Origin of the sequence: Actinoplanes sp. L3-i22 (assembly GCF_019704555.1) — a bacterium.
GTDB lineage: Bacteria > Actinomycetota > Actinomycetes > Mycobacteriales > Micromonosporaceae > Actinoplanes.
This window is the reverse complement of sequence record NZ_AP024745.1, coordinates 7,654,032-7,672,173: the sequence shown is the minus strand read 5'-3', so window position 1 is coordinate 7,672,173 and position 18,142 is coordinate 7,654,032. Positions and strand designations below refer to the sequence as shown.

Here is an 18,142-nt window from a genome sequence, read left to right as displayed (position 1 = left end):
CCGTCTCGTCCCTCTCCCGAACCTGAACAGGTACGGGAGAGGGACAACATGCGGATCGCGGTGGCCGGTGGCACCGGCTGGCTCGGCAAACTGGTGGTCACGGAAGCGACGGAGGCCGGCCATGACGTCGTGGTGATCGCCCGCTCGCGCGGGGTGGACCTGATCACCGGCCGGGGCCTGGACGAGGCGCTGGCCGGCGTCGACGTGGTGATCGACGTGTCGAACATCGAGACGGTGAGCGGGGCGAAGGCGACCGGGTTCTTCGAGACGGTCACCCGGAACCTGCAGGCGGCCGAGGCGCGGGCCGGGGTGAAGCACCACGTGCTGGTCTCGATCATCGGCATCGACCGCGTGGAGTGGGGTTACTACACGGCGAAGCTCAACCAGGAGAAGGTGGCGCTGGCCGGTCCGGTGCCGACCACGGTGCTGCGGGCGGCGCAGTTCCACGAGTTCGCCCAGCAGTCGCTGACCCGGTTCGGCGGCCCGGTCGCGGTGGTCCCGGCGATGCTGAGCCAGCCGGTCGCGGCCCGCGAGGTCGCCGCCGAACTGGTCCGGCTCGCGGCGGCCGAGCCGGTGGCGGGCCTGGCCCCGGAGCTGGCCGGCCCGGAACCGTTGCAGATGGCCGACCTGGTCCGCAAGGTCGCCCGCGCGCACGGCCCGCGCAAGTGGGTGCTGAGCTTCCCGCTGCCGGGAGAGGCGGGCAAGGCGATGAAGTCCGGCGGCGCCCTGCCGCAGGGCCCCGGCCTGCGCGGCACCCAGACCTTCGACCAGTGGCTGAGCGAGCTCCGATGACGACAGACCCGAACACCGCACCGGCTCCGAACACCGCGCCAGGGGCGACGGTCAGGGCGATAGCCGCGGCCGTCCTGGCCCTGAACGCCGCGCTCGTCGGCGTCTGGGCGGGCGCCTTCCCGCTCTCGTTCTACCGTGACTTCCCGTTCCCCGGCGCGCACTGGGTCTCCGCGCTCGGCCCCTACAACGAGCACCTGGTCCGCGACGTGGGCGGCCTCTACCTCGGGCTGCTGGTGCTGTCGGTCGCGACCCTGCGCCGGCCGTCGCTGGCCACCACCGCCGGTGGCGCCTGGCTGGTCTTCAGTGCCGAACACCTCCTCTGGCACGCCTTCCACCTGGCCGTCTTCCCCCGATTCCACCAGGTGGCGAGCATGGTGGCGCTGTCGGTCCCGCTGATCCTCTCGATCGTGCTGCTCCGGACCGGGCGCGCCGCCTCAGCAGCGGCCCGGGACACGTCGTCGAAGCCGGCCGCCGCTCGTCGATGATCGCGGCGATCAGCAGGCCGAAGAGCCGGGTCACCAGCACGGCCAGCAGCACAGACACCAGAAGAGTGAGCGCGTCGTTACCCATACCCACATTCTGGGCCGGGGGTATGACAAAAACGCGCGGTCACGACCGAAGAGCAGGCATCGCCGAGGTGAGCATCGCGCGCCAGTCCGGCAACGGCGCGACGCCGGTGCCGGCCCAGCCGTCGTGCCCCAGCACGCTGTAGGCCGGCCGCCGCGCCGGCCGCACGAACCGGTCGCTGGTGGTCGGCCGGACCCGGGACGGATCCAGGCCGGCCTCCTCGAAGACCGCCCGGGCCAGCCCGAACCAGCTGGTCGACCCGGCCGCCGTGCCGTGGTAGACCCCCGGCTCGGCGCCCGAGCGGGCCAGCGCGACCAACTGCGTGGCCAGCGCGTACGACCAGGTCGGCGGCCCGACCTGGTCGTCGACCACGTCGAGCGTGTTCCGGTCGGCGGCCAGCCGGAGCATGGTGCGGACGAAGTTCGGCCCGTGTACGCCGTACAGCCAAGCCGTTCTGACCACGAAGCCACCCGCCGCCAATACCGCCTCCTCGCCCACCGCCTTCCCCCGCCCGTAGGCGTTGAGCGGCGCCCGCGCCGCGTCCTCCGGGATCGGCGTGGTCGCGGTCCCGTCGAAGACGTAGTCGGTGGAGATGTGGATGAGCCGCTTGCCGGCGGCGGAGGCGAGGTTGCGCACGCCGTGCCCGTTGACCGCGGTGGCCGCCGCCTCCGCGGTCTCGGCGCCGTCGACGTCGGTCCACGCGGCCGTGTTGAGCACGACGTCCACGCCGTCGACCGCGTCCCGGACCGCGTCGGCCGAGGTGATGTCGAGGTCCGCACGGGTGGCGGCGATGACGTCCTGCCCGGCGAGCACCGTCCGCAGGTCGGTGCCGAGCATCCCACCGGCGCCGGTGATCAGCCAGCGCATCAGAGGCCGGCCCGGGTCTTGAGCGGTTCCCACCAGGCCCGGTTGTCGCGGAACCAGGTGACCGTGTCGGCGAGTCCCTGCTCGAGGGTGACCTGCGGCTCGTACCCCAATTCGTTTTTGATCTTGGAAATGTCGAGGGAGTAGCGCCGATCGTGGCCCTTGCGGTCCTGGACCCGGGTGACCATGTCCCAGTCCGCGCCGCAGGCGTCGAGCAGCATGCGGGTCAGGGCGAGGTTGGTCAGCTCGGTGCCGCCGCCGATGTTGTAGACCTCGCCGGCGCGGCCCTTCTCCAGGGCGAGCTGGATCCCGCGGACGTGGTCGGTGACGTGCAGCCAGTCCCGGATGTTGCCGCCGTCGCCGTAGAGCGGCACCGGTTTGCCGTCCAGCAGGTTCGTCACGAACAGCGGGATGACCTTCTCCGGGAACTGGTGCGTGCCGTAGTTGTTCGAGCAGCGGGTGACCACGACGTCCATGCCGTGGGTGCGGTGCGCGGCGAGGGCGAGAAGATCAGAAGAGGCCTTCGAGGCGGCGTACGGCGAATTCGGCGCCAGCGGCCACGCCTCCGTCCATGATCCCTCCTCGATGGACCCGTACACCTCGTCGGTCGAGACGTGCAGGAACCGCCCGACCCCGGCCGCCCGCGCCGCGTCGAGCAGTATCTGGGTGCCGAGCACGTTGGTCGTCACGAACGGCACCGCGCTGTTGATCGACCGGTCCACGTGCGACTCGGCGGCGAAGTGGACGACCGCGTCGTGCCCGGGCAGCAGGTCGCGCAGCAGCGCCGCGTCGGTGATGTCGCCGCGGACGAAGTTCAGTCGGGAATCCGTCACGGGTAAATTGGCGAGGTTGCCGGAATAGGACAACAGGTCCAGGACGGTCACCGAGGCGCCGACCGCACCTGCGAATTCATCCTTTAGTACCGCCCGGACATAGGCCGAACCGATGAAACCGGCGCCTCCGGTCACGAGAATCTGCACGACGGCCGAGTGTACTACCGCCTCCACTGTGCATAGTCTGCGTCGGTGCGTGGAATCCTCCTGGCCGGTGGCACCGGCTCGCGGCTCTGGCCGATCACGATGGCCATGTCGAAACAGTTAATGCCAATTTTTGACAAACCGATGGTGTACTACCCGTTGACCACCCTGGTATCCGCCGGAATTCGGGAGATCCTGGTCATCACCACTCCCGAGGATCAACCGCATTTTGAGCGGTTGCTCGGTGACGGAAGTCGTTTCGGTCTGTCCCTTTCTTATGCCGAACAACCGAAACCGGACGGGATCGCCCAGGCCTTCCGGATCGGCGCTGACTTCATCGGGAACGATCCGGTCGCGCTGATCCTCGGCGACAACATCTTCCACGGCGTCGGGCTCGGCCGGCAGCTGGCCCGGTTCGCCGACCCGGTCGGCGGGCGGGTCTTCGCCTATCCGGTGGCCGACCCGGAGCGGTACGGCGTCGTCGAGTTCGACGAGGCCGGCAAGGTGCTGTCGATCGAGGAGAAACCCGAGAAGCCGAAGTCGACGTACGTCGTCCCGGGCCTCTACTTCTACGATGCCGACGTGGTGGCGATCGCGAACGCTCTGGAGCCCAGCGCACGGGGCGAGCTGGAGATCACCGCGGTCAACGAGGAGTACCGGCGGCGCGGCAAGCTCGACGTGACCGTCCTGGACCGGGGCACGGTGTGGCTGGACACCGGCACGTTCCAGTCGATGGTGCAGGCCTCGGAGTACGTGCGGGTGATCGAGGAGCGGCAGGGCCTCAAGATCGGCTGTGTCGAGGAGGCCGCGTGGCGTCTGGGGTTCATCTCCGACGACCAGCTCCGCGAGGTGGCCCGGCCGCTGCTGAAGAGCGGCTACGGCGTCTACCTGGAGCGCCTGCTGGAGACCGGGCCGTTCGGGGGAGCGCTGTGAAGATCCGGCCGCTGAGCATCGAGGGCGGGTGGGAGGTCACCCCCACCCAGTACGGCGACGACCGCGGCACCTTCCTCGAGTGGTACCGCTTCGACCACCTGGCCGCCGCCGTCGGGCACCCGCTCGACCTGGCCCAGGCGAACCTGTCCGTCTCGGCCAAGGGCGTGGTGCGCGGCGTGCACTTCGCCGACGTCCCGCCCGGCCAGGCCAAGTACGTGACCTGTGTCTCGGGCGCGGTCCTCGACGTGGTGGTGGACATCCGGGCCGGCTCGCCGACGTTCGGCCAGTGGGAGGCGGTGCGGCTCGACGACGTCGACCGGCGGGCCGTCTACCTCGAGGAGGGGCTGGGGCACGCGTTCTGCTCGCTGACCGAGGGCGCCGTCGTGACGTACCTGTGCTCGTCGACGTACCGGCCGGGTCACGAGCACGGCGTTCATCCGCTCGACCCCGAGCTGGGCATCGCCTGGCCGGCCGAGGTGCCGCTGCTGTCGCCGAAGGACGCGGCCGCGCCGTCGCTGTCCGAGGCCCTTGCGGCGGAGCTGCTTCCGCGGTATGACACGTGCCGTGACTACGTGGAAACAATGCGTCGAGATGACGACAGTCAATAGTCCGCTGCGAGCGATTGACCTGCGTAGATCCCCGTAGTATGGGTGTCGTCTCCGAACTGGACGGACGCCTTTGAGCCTCAGCCGAACCGCCAATCGCGGCGGCCGGAAAGGTGTAGCGCGGAAGGGTCACGGTTCGGGAGTCTGTCTCATGTGTCCGGTGGGTCTCCGTTGTGTGACCGATCGATCACTCTAAGCTGGGCGTGGGCTTCGACGCCTGACGGATCCGGCTTGTCCGGATTCCCACTAATTCCTTGGTATTGGATTGACCGCAGCCAATGGGGGCAGAGGCGTGCAGACAATCGAGTCGTTGGCCACCGTCGACCTGAGCGACAGAGCGCTCGGCGTCCGGCGGGGTAAACGGGCCGGCGAGACCCGGGTGGGGTGGCAGAACCGCTACGCCCGGATGCTGTATCTGATCGACTACGTGGTGGGCCTCGGTGCCGCGAGCTGGGCGCTGGTCCTGCGCTTCGGGCCGGACGGCGACGAGCCGAACATGCGGGGCTACATCCTGCTGACGGCGCTGCTGCCGATCGCCTGGATCGTCTGTCTCTCGGCGAACCGGGCCTACGAGCCGCGCCACCTGTTCGTCGGCACCGACGAGTACGCCCGGGTGTTCCGCTCCGGCGTCGCGCTCACCGCGATGCTGGCCATCGTCTCCTTCGCCTTCGACCTGCGCCTGGCCCGCGGTTACGTCAGCATCGCGCTACCGCTGGCGATCGTCGTCGACCTCGGCGCGCGCTACCTCTACCGCCAGCGCCTGCACCGCTCCTGGGGCCGCGGCAACCGGCTGCACCGGGTGCTGCTGGTCGGGCACGAGCAGGCGGTCTCCGACATGACCCGCCGGCTGCGCCGCGAGCGCTTCCACGGGCTCGGCGTGATCGGCGCGGTGCTGCCGGCCGCACCGACCCCGAAGACGTTCGCGGCCGGCATGCCGCCGGTCTACGGCACGTTCGAGAAGGTGGACTCGGCGGTCACCCGCGCCGACGCGGACACCGTGATCGTGCTCGCCTGCCCGGAGATCGACGGCCCGGCCCTGCGCCGGCTCGCCTGGCAGCTGGAGCGCGAGGAGATCGACCTGATCGTGGCCAGCACCCTGGTCGACGTCGCCGGTGACCGGACCACCATCCGCCCGGTCGACGGCCTGCCGATGCTGCACGTCGAGCACCCCAAGCTCAAGGGCAGCGCCCGCTTCTTCAAGGCCACCTTCGACCGGGTCGGCGCCCTGCTGCTGCTCGCCCTGCTGTCGCCGATCCTGCTCGTGGTCGCCGGCCTGGTGATGTTCGGCAAGGGCGGCCGCGGCCCGGCGATCTTCAAGCAGGAGCGGGTCGGCAAGGACGGCCGCACGTTCATGCTCTACAAGTTCCGCACCATGGTGGTCGACGCCGAGGCCCGGCTTGCCGAGCTGCAGAAGCTCAACGAGCACGACGGCGAGCTCTTCAAGATCAAGCAGGATCCGCGGATCACGCCGATCGGCCACTGGCTGCGCCGCTTCTCGGTGGACGAGCTGCCCCAGCTGTTCAACGTGGTCAAGGGCGACATGTCGCTGGTCGGGCCGCGCCCGCCGCTGGCCCGCGAGGTGGCCGGCTACCCGTCGGACATGCTGCGCCGGCTCGTCGTCAAGCCCGGCCTGACCGGCCTGTGGCAGGTGTCCGGCCGCTCCGACCTGTCCTGGGAGGAGTCGATCCGGCTGGATCTCAGCTACGTCGAGAACTGGTCGCTCGCCATGGACCTGGCCATTCTGTTCCGTACCGTCAGCGCGGTAGTGCGTAGTTCGGGAGCCTATTGATGACCGCACGTCCCCGTCTCACCGTGATCGGCACCGGCTATCTCGGCGCCACCCATGCGATCTGCATGGCCGTCATGGGCTTCGAGGTTCTCGGTGTCGACGTCGACACCGAGAAGATCCGGAAGCTGGCCGCGGGTGAGGTCCCGTTCTTCGAACCCGGCCTGCCCGAGCTGCTCGCCAAGGCCCTGGAGTCCGGCCGCCTGCGGTTCACCGCCGACTTCGCCGAGGCCGCCGCCTTCGGCGACGTCCATTTCATCTGCGTGGGTACGCCCCAGCAAGCGGATTCCGAGGCCGCCGATCTGCGGTACGTCGATGCCGCGGTCACCGCGCTGGCCCGGCACCTGGACCGTCGCGTCCTGGTGGTCGGCAAGTCCACCGTGCCGGTCGGCACCGCCGCCCGCCTCGCCGCCCTGCTCCACGAGCTGGCCCCGGCCGGGGACCGGATCGAGCTGGCCTGGAACCCGGAGTTCCTGCGCGAGGGCTTCGCCGTCGACGACACGATGAAGCCCGACCGGCTGGTCTTCGGGGTCACCAGCGAGTGGGCCGAGGAGCAGCTGCGCGCCGCGTACCAGCCGGTCCTGGCCCAGGACGTGCCGGTCAAGGTCACCGACCTGCAGACCGCCGAGCTGGTCAAGGTCGCCGCGAACTCGTTCCTGGCCACCAAGATCTCCTACATCAACGCGATGGCCGAGGTCTGCGAGGCGACCGGCGCCGACGTTCACGACCTGGCCGAGGCACTGGCGTACGACGAGCGGATCGGCGGCAAGTTCCTGCGCCCCGGGCTCGGCTTCGGCGGCGGCTGCCTGCCCAAGGACATCCGCGCGTTCGCGCACCGGGCCGAGGAGCTCGGCGTCGGCCAGGCGGTCGGCTTCCTGCGCGAGATCGACGGCATCAACCGGCGGCGCCGCGCCCGTACCGTCGATCTGGTCGTCGAGCTCTGCGGCGGTGACGTCGCCGGCAAGCGGGTCGCCGCGCTCGGCGCCGCGTTCAAGCCGAACTCCGACGACATCCGCGACGCGCCCGCCCTGGACGTGGCCGCCACGCTGCACCGGATGGGCGCCGACGTGATCGTCTACGACCCGGCCGCCCTCGACAACGCCCGCCGGGTGCACCCCGAGCTGGGCTACGCGACAAGCGCGCTGGACGCTGCCCGGGACGCGGACGTGGTGGTCCTGCTGACCGAGTGGAACGAGTTCCGCGAGATCGAGCCGTCGGCGATGGCCGCGGTGGTCCGCCGCACCCGGATCGTCGACGGGCGCCACGCGCTCGTCCCCGCCCACTGGGCCGCCGCGGGCTGGGACTACCGCGCCCTCGGCCGCCCCTCCGTCCAGGGAGCCGTACGTTCATGAAGATCAGCGTGGTCCGGCCGGACGAACTCGGCCCCGCCGAGCTGACCGCCTGGCGCCAGTTCCAGAAGGACCGGCCGGAGCTGCAGAACCCGTTCCTGGCCCCGGAGTTCAGCGTCGCGGTCGCCCGGCAGCGGCCCACCGCCCGGGTGGCGGTGCTCGAGGACGCCGACGGGATCGCCGGATTCTTCCCGTTCGAGGTGCGCAACCGGGTGATCGGGGTGCCGATCGGATTCGGGATCACCGACTGCCAGGGAATGGTCGCCAGGAATGGTTTTGCCGTCGACCCGATGGCGCTGCTCAAGGCGTGCAAACTGCCGGTCTGGGAATTCGACCACCTGATGGCCGCGCAATTCTCCGGCTTTCACACGTCGACGATGCCGTCGCCGCTGATGAATCTCGGGGACGGTTATCCGGCGTACGTCGAGGATCGTAATAAATCCGGTGACGTGGTCAAGCAGACGCTGCGCAAACAGCGGAAAATGGTCCGCGAGGTCGGCGACGAACGATTCGTCTGGGACGACCGCGACCCGGCCGGCCTCGCCGCGCTGCGCGACTGGAAATCCGCGCAGTACCTGCGGACCCAGCAGTACGACCGGTTCTCCACCCCGTGGATCTCCGGCGTGCTGGAGGAATTGCAGGCGTCGGCGAACGACGACTGCCGCGCGGTGGTCTCCACGATCTACGCCGGGGACCGGCCGGTCGCCGCGCACCTCGGCTTGCGCAGTCAGTCGGTGCTCGCCTACTGGTTCCCGTCCTACGACATGGACCTGTCCAAATACTCCGCCGGCATTCTGCTCTGCCTGCGGATGGCCGAATCCGGCGCCGCCGACGGCATCCGCCAGATCGACCTCGGCAAATCCGAGGCGCTCTACAAGACGCGGCTGATGAACGACGAGACCCCGGTCGCCGCGGGCCGGGTCGGCCGGTCCTGGTCGGTCACCACCGCCCGGCGCACCCAGACCGCGGTGTCGCGCTCGCTCAAGCAGGGCGCGCTCGGCGAGAAACTCAAGAGCGGCCGCACCGGAAAGGTGCTCCGCGGACTGAAAGCGAGGCTGGCGTCGCGATGACGATTCTGGTTGCGGTCGTCTCCTACAACAGCGAACGGTTGATCCCCGACCTGATCGCCGGTCTCCGCACCGGCCTGGACGGCCTGAAATGGCACCTCACGGTCGCCGACAACGCCTCCAGGGACAACAGTGTCGCGCTGATCCGGGAACTCGCACCGGACGCGACAGTCGTCGAGATGGGGCGGAACGCGGGCTATGCGGCCGGGATCAACGCGGCGGTCGCGGCGTCTCCCTCGTACGATGCGATCCTGGTTCTGAATCCCGATGTTCGCCTCACGCCCGGGTGCATTCCGCGCCTTCTGGAGGCGCTCGGGGAACCGGAGACCGGGATCGCGGTGCCGCGTCTGGTCGACGGTTCCGGCGCGCTCATCCACACCCAGCGCCGGGAACCGAGCGTCCTCCGGACGCTGGGCGACGCCATTCTCGGGGCGCGGCGCGCCGGCCGCTTCCGGTTGCTGGGCGAGGTGGTGACAAACCCGCTTGCGTACGAGACGGAGACGTTCACCGACTGGGCGGAAGGCTCCACGCAGCTGATCAGCGCGGAATGCTGGACCCGGATCTCGCCCTGGGACGAGTCCTATTTCCTGTATTCCGAGGAGACGGATTTCGCGCTGCGCGCCCGGGACGCGGGTCTGCGCACGCGCTACCTTCCGGACGCGCACGCGGTCCACCTGGAGGGCGACTCGCGGGTGTCGCCGGGGCTGTGGGCGCTGCTGACCCTCAACAAGGTCCGGCTGCACCGCCGCCGCAAGGGCGCTGTGCGGGCGACCGCGTTCTGGGCCGCCCTGCTGCTGCGCGAGTCCAGCCGGGCCCTGCTCGGCAAGAAGCCCAGCCGCGCCGCCACCCGTGACCTGCTCTCCCCGTCCCGCCTGCGCGAGACCCCCGGCCCGGCCAGCGTCACCCGCCACTGACCCTGGATCAATGGGCCGGGGTGGGAGAGCATGCAGGGATGTCGATCTCTTCGTTGTCCGCGTGGGAGCACGGCGCCCAGGCGCTGGCCCTGATCAACGCCGCGCTAGAGCGTGGCTACCTGGATTTTCTGGCCACGCCGCGGACGCGGGCCGAAGTGGACGGGTTCGCCGGGCATCCGGCGGGGGATCTGCTCGCGGCGTTCGAGGCGCACGGGTTCGTGGTGCGCGACGGGGAGCGGTTCCGGCTGGACGACGAGGTCGCCGAGGGGCTGGCCGGGGACGCGCCGCTCGGGCTGGCCGCCCGGATCGCCCGGGCGCACCTTCTCGCCCGGCAGGTGGCCGAGGTGGTGCACACCGGGACGGCGCCGCTGACCGGGGACGAGAGCCTGGTCGTGGCGCTGTCGGTGGCGATGCAGCCGGGGGAGCCGTCCCGGATGATCGTCGACAAGCTGCACAGCGCGGTCCCCGAGGTGCGGGACGCGATCGCGAACGGGCGGATGCTCGACGTCGGCTCCGGGGTCGGCGGCTACGTGCTGACCGCGCTCAGCCTGCTGCCCGGCATGCGCGCGACCACGCTGGAGCTGATCCCGGAGGTGGCCGCGGTGGCCCGGCAGCGCGCCCACGACCTCGGGGTGGCCGGCCGGGCCGACATCCGGGTGATGGACGCCCGCGACTTCGACGAGCCGGCCGCGTTCGACTCGGCGTTCTGGGCGCAGCCGTTCTTCCCCGAACCGACCCGGGCCGCGACCCTGGCGATGATCCGGCGCAGCCTGCGACCGGGCGGCATCCTGGCGATCCAGCAGCTGGACGCGGAGCCGGCCGGCGAGCCGGAACGGGCCGCGTTCACCCTGGCCCGCCTGGTCGCCGAGGCCGGCGGGCTGCCGTTCGCCCGGCCGATGGCGGACCTGGTCACCGAGGTGACAGCGGCCGGTTTCGAGCTGATCCGCACCGTGGAGATCGACCTCGGACATCTGGCCCTGCTGCGCCGGCCCTAAGCCCAGGACCCGCAGTCGACCGGGATTCCCGGGCTCGTGCCGGTCCAGCCGGCTTGCAGCGCGCCGGCGGCGTCCACCCAGGCGCTCAAGGTGTACCGGGCGCCGCTCAGCAGGCACGTCGCCGAGAACGTCTTACCGGTCGCGGTCACCCCGTCGACGTGCAGCACGCCGGGCACGGTGACCTGCCCGGTGAACGCCGGAGCGCTGTCGGTGCTCCGGTCGATCGCGCCGGGCAGGTTGACCGCCGGGTAACGCACCACCCGCCAGGCCGTCTCGCGCAGGCCGGCGCCGAAGACGTCGCCCCCGGCGGCCCGGACGATGGTGTCGGCGGGCCGGGGCGCGCATCCGGGATCGGTCCGGCACCGGTCCAGGTAGGCGTCGCTGAGCTGCTGGAAGCGCTGCTGGGCGGTGGCCGTCGGGGCGAACTGCGGCTGCACGTGAAGGCCGTCGGCGAACACCGGAGGTAGCGCCACCAGGTGGGCGGCGTCGGTGCCGTGGACCAGCTCCGCCGCGACACCGGGCTGCGTGTAGACGCCGGGCAGCAGCTCCTGCTTGCCGACCGACCCGGGCGCGAAGCGCACCGGGGAAGGGTCGACGTCCACCGTGACGTACGGGTTGATGATGTGCCACCGCCCGCCGCTGCGGTGCAGCGCGAACCGGCCCTCGCCGACCACCGAGCCGTCGGTGATCGCCGCCTGCACCTCGGCGTCGTCGCCGGAGTCGTTGATCGGCTCGCCGACCGAGCGGACCGTCCACGGCACGCGTGCCAGCGCCGCGGCCGAACCGGCGGGCGGTATGACGAGCCCGCCCGCCCGCACCGCGGCGGCCGGGTCACCGCCGCGCGCCGCCTCGAGGTAGGCGCGCACCACGTCGTCGGGGCCGTCGGCGGTCACCCTCACGATGATCAAGGTCGATATCGCGACGGCGACCACGGCCATTGCTACCAGGGAAATCATCTTTTTCCGGCTCATGTCGAGTCAAGACAATAGCCGAGCATCGCTAAGATGCGTGTCCATGAAACGGTGGCGCTGGGCGGTGGTCGCGGCCGTTGTGGCCGGGCTCGTGATCGTGGTCCGGACGGCCACCGGCGCCCCGGTCGTGACCGGCGCGCGGGCGCACCCGCAGGCACCGGCGACCCGGGCGGCGCCGGCGCCGAGGAGCAGCCCCGCTGACGGCGGTCTGCGGGTCACCGAGCAGGGCTTCACGCAACGCGATCAGACCACCGAGCGCACGTTCACGCCCGGCTTCGGGCCGGGCCGTCCGGAGCCGTACAAGCCGGTGTATTCGGCCTTCACCCTGCAGAACACCAGCACCCGGGACATCGCGTTCGGGCCGGTGGTGAAGGTGACCTACTACGACGACAAGAACCGGGCAGTCGGCGCGCGGGACGCCAACTGGACGTGGACCGGGCCGGTGATGCCGGGGGCGTCGGTCACGTACGCGGGGTTTCTCAGCATCGACAGCGTCCGGGTGCGCCGGATGACCGTCGAGGTGACCGCCGCGAGCTGGTTGCCGGCCGGCGAACCGTCGGTCGGGTTCGCCGGGCTGACCGCCCGCGATGTCAAGGTGCTGCCGGACGCGGTCCCGGGGTTGACCACGGTGACCTGGGCGGCCGTGAACGCGTCTGCCCAGCCGGTGATGGCGGCCGGGTTGGTGATCTACCGGGACAAGGCCGGCAAGCTGCTCGGCGCGCAGCCCAACCGCGGCATCGGCGTCCGGGAGCTGACCCTGCCACCGGGCGACTCGACCGGATCGGCGACGTACCGGACCTGGTTCCCGCCCGGCACCGACCGTGGCCGCCTGCAGGTGACGCTGCGCCCGGGGTTCATGGACGCCGATCGCTGATCCGGGATTGCCGGATAGTCAGATCATCTCTATATTGCTGGTCGTGACCTCATCGATGCGGGAGCCGACGTTCTGGGCCCTGACCGTGCTGGCCTCCGGGCCGCACCACGGATACGGCCTGATCCAGGCGGCTGCCCGGCTCTCCGACGGACGGGTGCGGCTGCAGCCGGGCACGCTCTACGCGACGCTCGACCGGCTCGGCGCCGAGGGGCTCGTCCAGCTGGACCGGGAGGAGATCGTCGACGGGCGGGCGCGGCGCTACTACCGGCTGACCGAGGACGGCGCGGCGGCCCTGGACGCCGAGCAGGCCCGGTTGCGGGCCAGCGCGGACGCCGCCCGGGCGCAGCTCGCCGCCCGCAAGGGCCTCGGGACGGCGCCGGCATGAGCGAGGCGTTGGAGCGGCGTTACCGGCGGGTGGTCCGCGTCTACCCGAAGGGGCCGCGCCGCGAGGAGCTGCTGCTGACGCTCCTGGACTGTGCGCCTGACGACCGGCGGTGGCCGACCGTGCGGGAGGTGGCCAACCTCGTACGCCATGGTCTGCGAGCCCGCCTCGGGCGGCCGAAGTCGCGCAGCGTGGTCGTGCTGGCCGCCCTCGCCGCGCTGGTTTTCGGGTGTTTCGGCGCAGCCGGGATGTCGGTGCTGGGCTGGCAGTTCGCGCCGAAGCTGAGCGGCACCGTGCGGGCGCAGGGGATCGACCGGGTGGTGTTCCCGGGGATGCGGGCGGAGGGCTGCGAGGACGGCTCGGACGAGGTCTACTCGCCGGACGACTACGGGGCGAGCTGCGCCGACGTGCCGGAGTTCGTGCCGAACCCGGACGGCGAGGGCACCCGGGTCGGGTTCGCCGAGTACCGGGTGGACCCGACCCCGGCGACGCTCGACATGCTGACCTTCACCACCGGGGTCCGCGATCGGCTGGTCGCCGACGGCTGGCGGATCGGCGGGGACATCCGCGTGCACGCCGGCCTCGACGACCTGGACACCAGCGAGCTCGACGGGACGAGCGCCGGCAGCCCGGGGAGTCTCCGCGAGGCGACGTTCTGGGCCAGCCGGAACGGCCTGGTCCTGGAGTTCTTCGACGCGAGCGGCACGGATGCCGACTACGGCCCGGGGGATTCGTCGGTGACGGCGCGGTTCACCGTCGCACGGTCCGCCCCGTGGTGGCTCTGGGCGATGACGGTGGCCGGGGCGCTGCTCGGCGCGGCGGTGGGCTGGCTGCTGAGCGGCTGGATCAGCCGCCGGACCGAGGGCAACGGGGTGTCTACCGGCCTCGCGGTCCTGCCCGCCTGGCTGTGCGCCCTCCCGCTGACCCTGGGTACGGCGCTGCCGCTCGACCAGCAGGTCGGCCGGCCCTGGCCGGAGGGCGTCTTCGTCGGGCTGTACGACAAGGTCGCCCCGTGGCCCGACCTCGGCTTCGACACCGTCAACCCGGTCGCCGCCCTGGCGATCGCCGCGTTCCTGCCCGCGCTGATCGCCGGGATCGCCACCCGGCGGCGTACCGACGGCGAGATCGGCGTGGTCGAATAAGTGAGTGGAGCTCACCAAGCAGTTCAGCGCCGACCAGTACGCCAACGCGCTGGCCGCCTGGTCCTGGCTCGACCTGGACGGGAAGACGCCCCGGTTCACGTCGCTGTTCGGTGACGTGTTCCTGGAGGACCGGCGGGGCGGGTGGTGGCTGCTCGACACGTTCGAGGGCGCGCTCGTCCCGCAGTGGCCGGACGCCGCCTCGATGACCGCGGAGCTGGACACCGACGACGGGCAGGACCGGTACCTGCTGGGCGGGCTGGCGCTGGGCGCGTTCCACCGGCGGGGGCTGGAGCTCGGCCCGGACGACGTCTACGCCTGGGCGCCGCCGCCGATGATCACCGGCAGCTTCGCGGTGGACGAGATCCAGGTGTTCCAGTTCGTCGTCGTGCTGACCATCATGGGCCAGATGCACCAGCAGTACGGCTAACGCAGGCTCTTGACCAGGGTCGCCGCGGCGTTGCGGGCGCGGATCGGCAGGCGGCGGGAGCGCTGTACGGCAGCCCGTACCGAAGCGGGGGTGTCGTTGTCGTAGACGCTGAAGCGCGGCTGCAACCAGGCGCCAGGGGTGGCCGGGCGCCGGTCGCTGGTGAAGACCGTGGTGTAGCCGAGGTGGCGCAGCGCGGAAAGCGTCGCGCGGTCGTAACGGCCCAGCGGGCACGCCGCGCGCGTGACCGGGCGGCCGGTGACGCCCGCGATCCGGTCCCGGGCCTCGGCCAGCTCGGTCTCGGTGGTCGCCGCGGACATGCCCCGCCACGGGTGGTGGTGCATGCCGTGGGTGCCCACCGCCATGCCGTGTTTCAGCAGTTCACGCAGGTCGTCCTCGCCGAGGCTGCCGGCGGCTTCGAGGCGGCCGGCGAGCACGAAGAACTCGGCGGTGAGGCCGCGCTCGAGCAGCGCGGGCAGGGCGATCTCGACGTCCGAGGAGTTGCTGTCGTCGAAGCTCAGGTTGACCGGAAAGGACCAGGACGTGATCTCGTCCAGGATCGCCTCGAACGCGGCCTCCGTGATCCAGTAGCCGGCCTCGCCCGGCTCCAGCTCGCGCTGCGGGGCGCCGATGCCGTGGAACAGGATGTTGATGTGCTCAGGCATGCGCTTCTTCCCGCGTCGAGGTGTCGTGGCCCCAGTCGACCGGGCCGGAGCGCCGCGCCCGCAGCGCCGCGTACACGGTGATGCCCACGTAGGCGACCGCCGCCGGCGCCAGCCAGGGCCGGCGCAGCACCACGTCCTTGAGCCAGGACGAGCGCCCGGCCGCGCGGACGTCCGCCGTGATCTCACCGCGCGCGGCGGCGGCCCGCATCGCCGCGTTGCCGGCCCGGACCCGGATCAGTCGGCGGATCAGGTCGCCGGTCCGCCGGGGCGTGGCGACCACCGAGGTGACCGTCGTGACCTGCTGTTTCTCGTCAACGGTGAACAGCGAGTCGACGAACAGGTCGTCGGCGACCAGGTCCGGGAACCGGTCGAAGCGGGCGCGGCCGGCCTCGGACAGGGCGATCACGCCGCGGCCGAACAGGCCGGTCCGCAGCGCCGGCAGGTGCCGGTGCACGCTGAAGTACGCCCGGACCAGCAGCGGTCGCCCGGCCAGGTCGAGGCCGCGGAGCGCGGTCGCCGCCGGGGCCTGGGCGCAGGCCGCGGCGAGATCGCGCAGACCGGAAGTGGTCAGGTTGATGTCGGCGTCCAGGTAGACCCGGGGAAAACCCGCGGCGACGGCCTCGGCCGCGTTCAGAGCGCCGGCTTTGCCGGGCGCAGGAAGATCGATTACGCGTACGCCGTGATCACGCGCCACCCGGGCGGTGTCGTCGGAGCAGCCGTTCGCGACGACGGTGACGTCGAACTCGCCGGGCGCGGCGTCCGCGAGCAGCGTGTCCAGGCAGCGTCCGATGACCGCGGCCTCGTTGTGCGCGGCGATGACGACACTGGTCACGGCACGTCCACCGGGCTGGTGGCGTCGGCGGGCCGGCGCTGTGCCGGGATCCGCGGGGTGGCGCCGGGCGTGCCGAGCAGCCGGTGCCAGACCGCGATGTACTCGGTGGCCTGGTGCTCCCAGGAGAGGAAGTCGCGGAAGCGCTCCTGACCGACCTTGCGCATCCGCTCGCGCAGCGCCGGGTCGTCGAGCAGCGTGTTGACGGCCTCGGCGAACTCGGCCGGGGTGCCGGTCGGCACGTACAGGCCGGCGTCGCCGACCGTGGCGTGCGTCTCGATCAGGTCGGCGGCCACCACCGGGACGCCGCGGCCCAGGTACTCCACGGTCTTGGCCATCGTGGAGAGCTGGTTCATCCGGGTCGGCAGGTCCGGCTGCAGGGCCACGTCGGCGTCGCGCAGCAGCGCGTCGACCTCGGGGCCGTTGAGCCAGCCGGTGAACTCGACGACGTCGGTCAGGCCCCGATCGGCGCTCAGTTTCCGCAGGCCGGCGGCGGTCTCGCCGTCACCGGCGAGGATCATCCGCCAGTCGTCGCGGCCGCGCAGGGCGATCAGCTCCTCGGCGGCCAGCACCGAGCCCTCGACGTTGTCCTGCGGTCCGAAGACGCCCAGGTACACCACGCGCAGCGGACCCTCGGCCCGCTCCTGGTCGTCGTCCCGGCCACGGATCTCGGCGAAGGCCGGCCCGTTGCGGACGACCGTCACCTTCTCCGGGGCGACGCCACGCCGGACGGCGTTCTCCTTGAACGACTCGTTGGTGGCGAACACGGCTGTCGCCGTACGCAAAGTCAGTTTTTCGAAGAGGACCAGCAACCGTGAGACGACCGGATTGGGTGACCCGCCGCGGGAGACGTAGACCTCGGGGGACAGGTCGTGGTGGTCGAAGACCCACGGCCGGCCCAGCGCCCGGACCAGCAGCGCGAGCGGGAAGTAGATGTCCGGCGGGTTGCACACCTGGACCGCCTGGGCCCGCCCGCGGAAGATCTCGCCGAGCAGCCGGATGGTGATCCACATGAAGGACCAGAAGAACTCGGCCGCGAACGAGAGCACCCCGCTGCCGTAGACGACGATCGGGTACGGCCGCAGCCGGGTCCGGTCGCTGCCCGGCAGGATCGTGAGGCTCTTGTCGCCCCGGGGCGCGATGACCGTCACGTCGAACCCGGCGGCCTCGAGGCTGAGGCATTCGCGGATGACGCGGCGGTCCTTCTCGGCCGGGAGGTTGGCCACCAGAATCGTGACGCTCGGTCGCTTCACCATGATCCCCCGTTCGGCACCTGCTGACGCGAACAACATTCCAGAGATGTTCTCGCGTAGCGATGCCGGGGCGTCCACAGCTAAGGGGCTGAACGGACCAGCTGATCAGTCCAATTCGGTGAATCTGCCGTGGACAGTGCGCCTTTCGCCCGCCGGCGGCGCCGCAGCAGGGCGACGTCTGTCCACAATGCGACAGCCGACGTGAGCACCGTCCCCAGCAGAGCGACGCCGATCAGCGAGCGCAGCGGCGAGTGGGTGAGCAGCGTGGCGGTCGGCGGGACCAGGGTGGCCACGGTGATCCGCAGGTCCTTCTTGACGTTCCAGTCGTCCTGGATCTTCTTCAGCTCCTGGGCGTATGTGGTGCTCAGGATCTGCAGCGAGCGCAGCCCGTCGGCCTCGTCCGAGCTGATGTTGGTGATCGACATCGAGCCGATCACGTAGCGCGGCTCCTGCCTGGTCCCGGTGTTGCGGGGCTCGAACTTGTACGTCCCGGTGACCCCCTTGGACCGCAGCTCGTCCTGCGAGTCCGGGGTGTTGAGCCGGTTGGCGATGGTCGCCGCGGTCACCGCGATCGACGGGTAGAGCCCGGTCACCGGGTTCGGCGCGTACTCGGACACCGGGGGCTGGATCATCAGCACCTCGGAGGACAGGTAGCGGTCGGTGGTGTGCACCGCGGGGCTGGCCGCGCCGGCGGTGACGAGCGCCCCGACCACAATCACATACCATCGTCTTTCCAGTACTCCGGCCATATCG

The 18,142-nt window shown here is 71.1% G+C and carries 20 protein-coding genes; 13 read left to right on the top strand and 7 right to left on the bottom strand.

Annotated features, from left to right (window positions below):
- Positions 1-48: 48 nt before the first annotated feature.
- Positions 49-792, top strand: a complete 744-nt coding sequence (locus tag L3i22_RS34640) for an SDR family oxidoreductase (protein WP_221321697.1) — start codon at positions 49-51, stop codon at positions 790-792.
- Entirely contained in the window at positions 789-1,277 is a 489-nt protein-coding gene (locus tag L3i22_RS34635; RefSeq protein WP_221321696.1) for a hypothetical protein, read from the top strand. Before L3i22_RS34640 ends, L3i22_RS34635 begins: the two co-directional genes overlap by 4 nt.
- Before the next feature lie 124 nt (positions 1,278-1,401).
- Here L3i22_RS34635 and rfbD read toward each other — a convergent pair whose 3' ends face one another.
- Positions 1,402-2,226, bottom strand: coding sequence for a dTDP-4-dehydrorhamnose reductase (rfbD, locus tag L3i22_RS34630; RefSeq protein WP_221321695.1), 825 nt, complete (start codon positions 2,224-2,226; stop codon positions 1,402-1,404).
- Positions 2,226-3,203 (bottom strand): dTDP-glucose 4,6-dehydratase, encoded by a 978-nt coding sequence (gene rfbB, locus L3i22_RS34625; protein ID WP_221321694.1) that lies wholly within the window; start codon positions 3,201-3,203, stop codon positions 2,226-2,228. Before rfbB ends, rfbD begins: the two co-directional genes overlap by 1 nt.
- 45 nt (positions 3,204-3,248) lie before the next feature.
- On the opposite strand from rfbB, the gene rfbA reads away from it, so the two are divergent.
- From rfbA to L3i22_RS34590, 7 genes are all read left to right on the top strand, one after another.
- Positions 3,249-4,133 (top strand): glucose-1-phosphate thymidylyltransferase RfbA, encoded by an 885-nt coding sequence (rfbA, locus tag L3i22_RS34620; RefSeq protein WP_221321693.1) that lies wholly within the window; start codon positions 3,249-3,251, stop codon positions 4,131-4,133.
- Positions 4,130-4,741 (top strand): dTDP-4-dehydrorhamnose 3,5-epimerase family protein, encoded by a 612-nt coding sequence (locus tag L3i22_RS34615; RefSeq protein ID WP_221321692.1) that lies wholly within the window; start codon positions 4,130-4,132, stop codon positions 4,739-4,741. The genes rfbA and L3i22_RS34615 overlap by 4 nt, the downstream gene beginning before the upstream one ends.
- A 289-nt stretch (positions 4,742-5,030) precedes the next feature.
- Positions 5,031-6,527, top strand: coding sequence for a sugar transferase (locus L3i22_RS34610; RefSeq protein ID WP_221321691.1), 1,497 nt, complete (start codon positions 5,031-5,033; stop codon positions 6,525-6,527).
- Entirely contained in the window at positions 6,527-7,876 is a 1,350-nt protein-coding gene (locus L3i22_RS34605) for a UDP-glucose/GDP-mannose dehydrogenase family protein (RefSeq protein WP_221321690.1), read from the top strand. Before L3i22_RS34610 ends, L3i22_RS34605 begins: the two co-directional genes overlap by 1 nt.
- Positions 7,873-8,943 (top strand): GNAT family N-acetyltransferase, encoded by a 1,071-nt coding sequence (locus tag L3i22_RS34600; RefSeq protein ID WP_221321689.1) that lies wholly within the window; start codon positions 7,873-7,875, stop codon positions 8,941-8,943. The genes L3i22_RS34605 and L3i22_RS34600 overlap by 4 nt, the downstream gene beginning before the upstream one ends.
- Complete coding sequence (locus L3i22_RS34595; RefSeq protein WP_221321688.1) at positions 8,940-9,854, top strand: glycosyltransferase; 915 nt, start codon at positions 8,940-8,942, stop codon at positions 9,852-9,854. Before L3i22_RS34600 ends, L3i22_RS34595 begins: the two co-directional genes overlap by 4 nt.
- Positions 9,855-9,892: 38 nt before the next feature.
- Positions 9,893-10,849 carry a cyclopropane-fatty-acyl-phospholipid synthase family protein gene (locus L3i22_RS34590; protein ID WP_221321687.1) on the top strand — a complete coding sequence of 319 codons (957 nt, stop codon included), beginning with the start codon at positions 9,893-9,895 and terminating at the stop codon, positions 10,847-10,849.
- Here L3i22_RS34590 and L3i22_RS34585 read toward each other — a convergent pair.
- On the bottom strand, positions 10,846-11,742 hold the full coding sequence (locus L3i22_RS34585; protein ID WP_221321686.1) for a hypothetical protein: 897 nt from the start codon (positions 11,740-11,742) through the stop codon (positions 10,846-10,848). The genes L3i22_RS34590 and L3i22_RS34585 overlap by 4 nt on opposite strands.
- 121 nt (positions 11,743-11,863) lie before the next feature.
- On the opposite strand from L3i22_RS34585, the gene L3i22_RS34580 reads away from it, so the two are divergent.
- From L3i22_RS34580 to L3i22_RS34565, 4 genes are read left to right on the top strand one after another with little or no spacing between them, the layout of a single operon-like run.
- Complete coding sequence (locus L3i22_RS34580) at positions 11,864-12,694, top strand: hypothetical protein (protein WP_221321685.1); 831 nt, start codon at positions 11,864-11,866, stop codon at positions 12,692-12,694.
- A 55-nt stretch (positions 12,695-12,749) separates the two neighbouring features.
- On the top strand, positions 12,750-13,079 hold the full coding sequence (locus L3i22_RS34575) for a PadR family transcriptional regulator (RefSeq protein WP_370644556.1): 330 nt from the start codon (positions 12,750-12,752) through the stop codon (positions 13,077-13,079).
- Positions 13,076-14,218: a hypothetical protein gene (locus L3i22_RS34570; protein WP_221321683.1), complete on the top strand. Its 1,143-nt coding sequence runs from the start codon at positions 13,076-13,078 to the stop codon at positions 14,216-14,218. The genes L3i22_RS34575 and L3i22_RS34570 overlap by 4 nt, the downstream gene beginning before the upstream one ends.
- Before the next feature lie 4 nt (positions 14,219-14,222).
- On the top strand, positions 14,223-14,645 hold the full coding sequence (locus L3i22_RS34565; protein WP_221321682.1) for a DUF1851 domain-containing protein: 423 nt from the start codon (positions 14,223-14,225) through the stop codon (positions 14,643-14,645).
- Here L3i22_RS34565 and L3i22_RS34560 read toward each other — a convergent pair.
- The 4 genes from L3i22_RS34560 to L3i22_RS34545 form a co-directional block, all read right to left on the bottom strand.
- Complete coding sequence (locus L3i22_RS34560; RefSeq protein ID WP_221321681.1) at positions 14,642-15,307, bottom strand: polysaccharide deacetylase family protein; 666 nt, start codon at positions 15,305-15,307, stop codon at positions 14,642-14,644. The genes L3i22_RS34565 and L3i22_RS34560 overlap by 4 nt on opposite strands.
- On the bottom strand, positions 15,300-16,139 hold the full coding sequence (locus tag L3i22_RS34555; RefSeq protein ID WP_221321680.1) for a glycosyltransferase: 840 nt from the start codon (positions 16,137-16,139) through the stop codon (positions 15,300-15,302). The genes L3i22_RS34560 and L3i22_RS34555 overlap by 8 nt, the downstream gene beginning before the upstream one ends.
- A complete protein-coding gene (locus tag L3i22_RS34550) occupies positions 16,136-17,392 on the bottom strand; it encodes a glycosyltransferase family 4 protein (RefSeq protein ID WP_221321679.1) in 1,257 nt (418 codons plus the stop codon). Before L3i22_RS34550 ends, L3i22_RS34555 begins: the two co-directional genes overlap by 4 nt.
- Positions 17,393-17,469: 77 nt before the next feature.
- Complete coding sequence (locus tag L3i22_RS34545) at positions 17,470-18,108, bottom strand: hypothetical protein (RefSeq protein WP_221321678.1); 639 nt, start codon at positions 18,106-18,108, stop codon at positions 17,470-17,472.
- Positions 18,109-18,142: the final 34 nt, after the last annotated feature.

Bases quoted from the DNA above. Each gene is read 5' to 3' on its own strand.
- L3i22_RS34550 (WP_221321679.1), bottom strand. From the start codon at position 17,392: ATGGTGAAGCGACCGAGCGTCACGATTCTGGTGGCCAACCTCCCGGCC.
- L3i22_RS34635 (WP_221321696.1), top strand. From the start codon at position 789: ATGACGACAGACCCGAACACCGCACCGGCTCCGAACACCGCGCCAGGG.
- L3i22_RS34570 (WP_221321683.1), top strand. From the start codon at position 13,076: ATGAGCGAGGCGTTGGAGCGGCGTTACCGGCGGGTGGTCCGCGTCTAC.
- L3i22_RS34595 (WP_221321688.1), top strand. From the start codon at position 8,940: ATGACGATTCTGGTTGCGGTCGTCTCCTACAACAGCGAACGGTTGATC.
- L3i22_RS34575 (WP_370644556.1), top strand. From the start codon at position 12,750: ATGCGGGAGCCGACGTTCTGGGCCCTGACCGTGCTGGCCTCCGGGCCG.
- L3i22_RS34580 (WP_221321685.1), top strand. From the start codon at position 11,864: ATGAAACGGTGGCGCTGGGCGGTGGTCGCGGCCGTTGTGGCCGGGCTC.
- L3i22_RS34590 (WP_221321687.1), top strand. From the start codon at position 9,893: ATGTCGATCTCTTCGTTGTCCGCGTGGGAGCACGGCGCCCAGGCGCTG.
- rfbD (WP_221321695.1), bottom strand. From the start codon at position 2,226: ATGCGCTGGCTGATCACCGGCGCCGGTGGGATGCTCGGCACCGACCTG.
- L3i22_RS34560 (WP_221321681.1), bottom strand. From the start codon at position 15,307: ATGCCTGAGCACATCAACATCCTGTTCCACGGCATCGGCGCCCCGCAG.
- L3i22_RS34640 (WP_221321697.1), top strand. From the start codon at position 49: ATGCGGATCGCGGTGGCCGGTGGCACCGGCTGGCTCGGCAAACTGGTG.
- L3i22_RS34600 (WP_221321689.1), top strand. From the start codon at position 7,873: ATGAAGATCAGCGTGGTCCGGCCGGACGAACTCGGCCCCGCCGAGCTG.
- L3i22_RS34605 (WP_221321690.1), top strand. From the start codon at position 6,527: ATGACCGCACGTCCCCGTCTCACCGTGATCGGCACCGGCTATCTCGGC.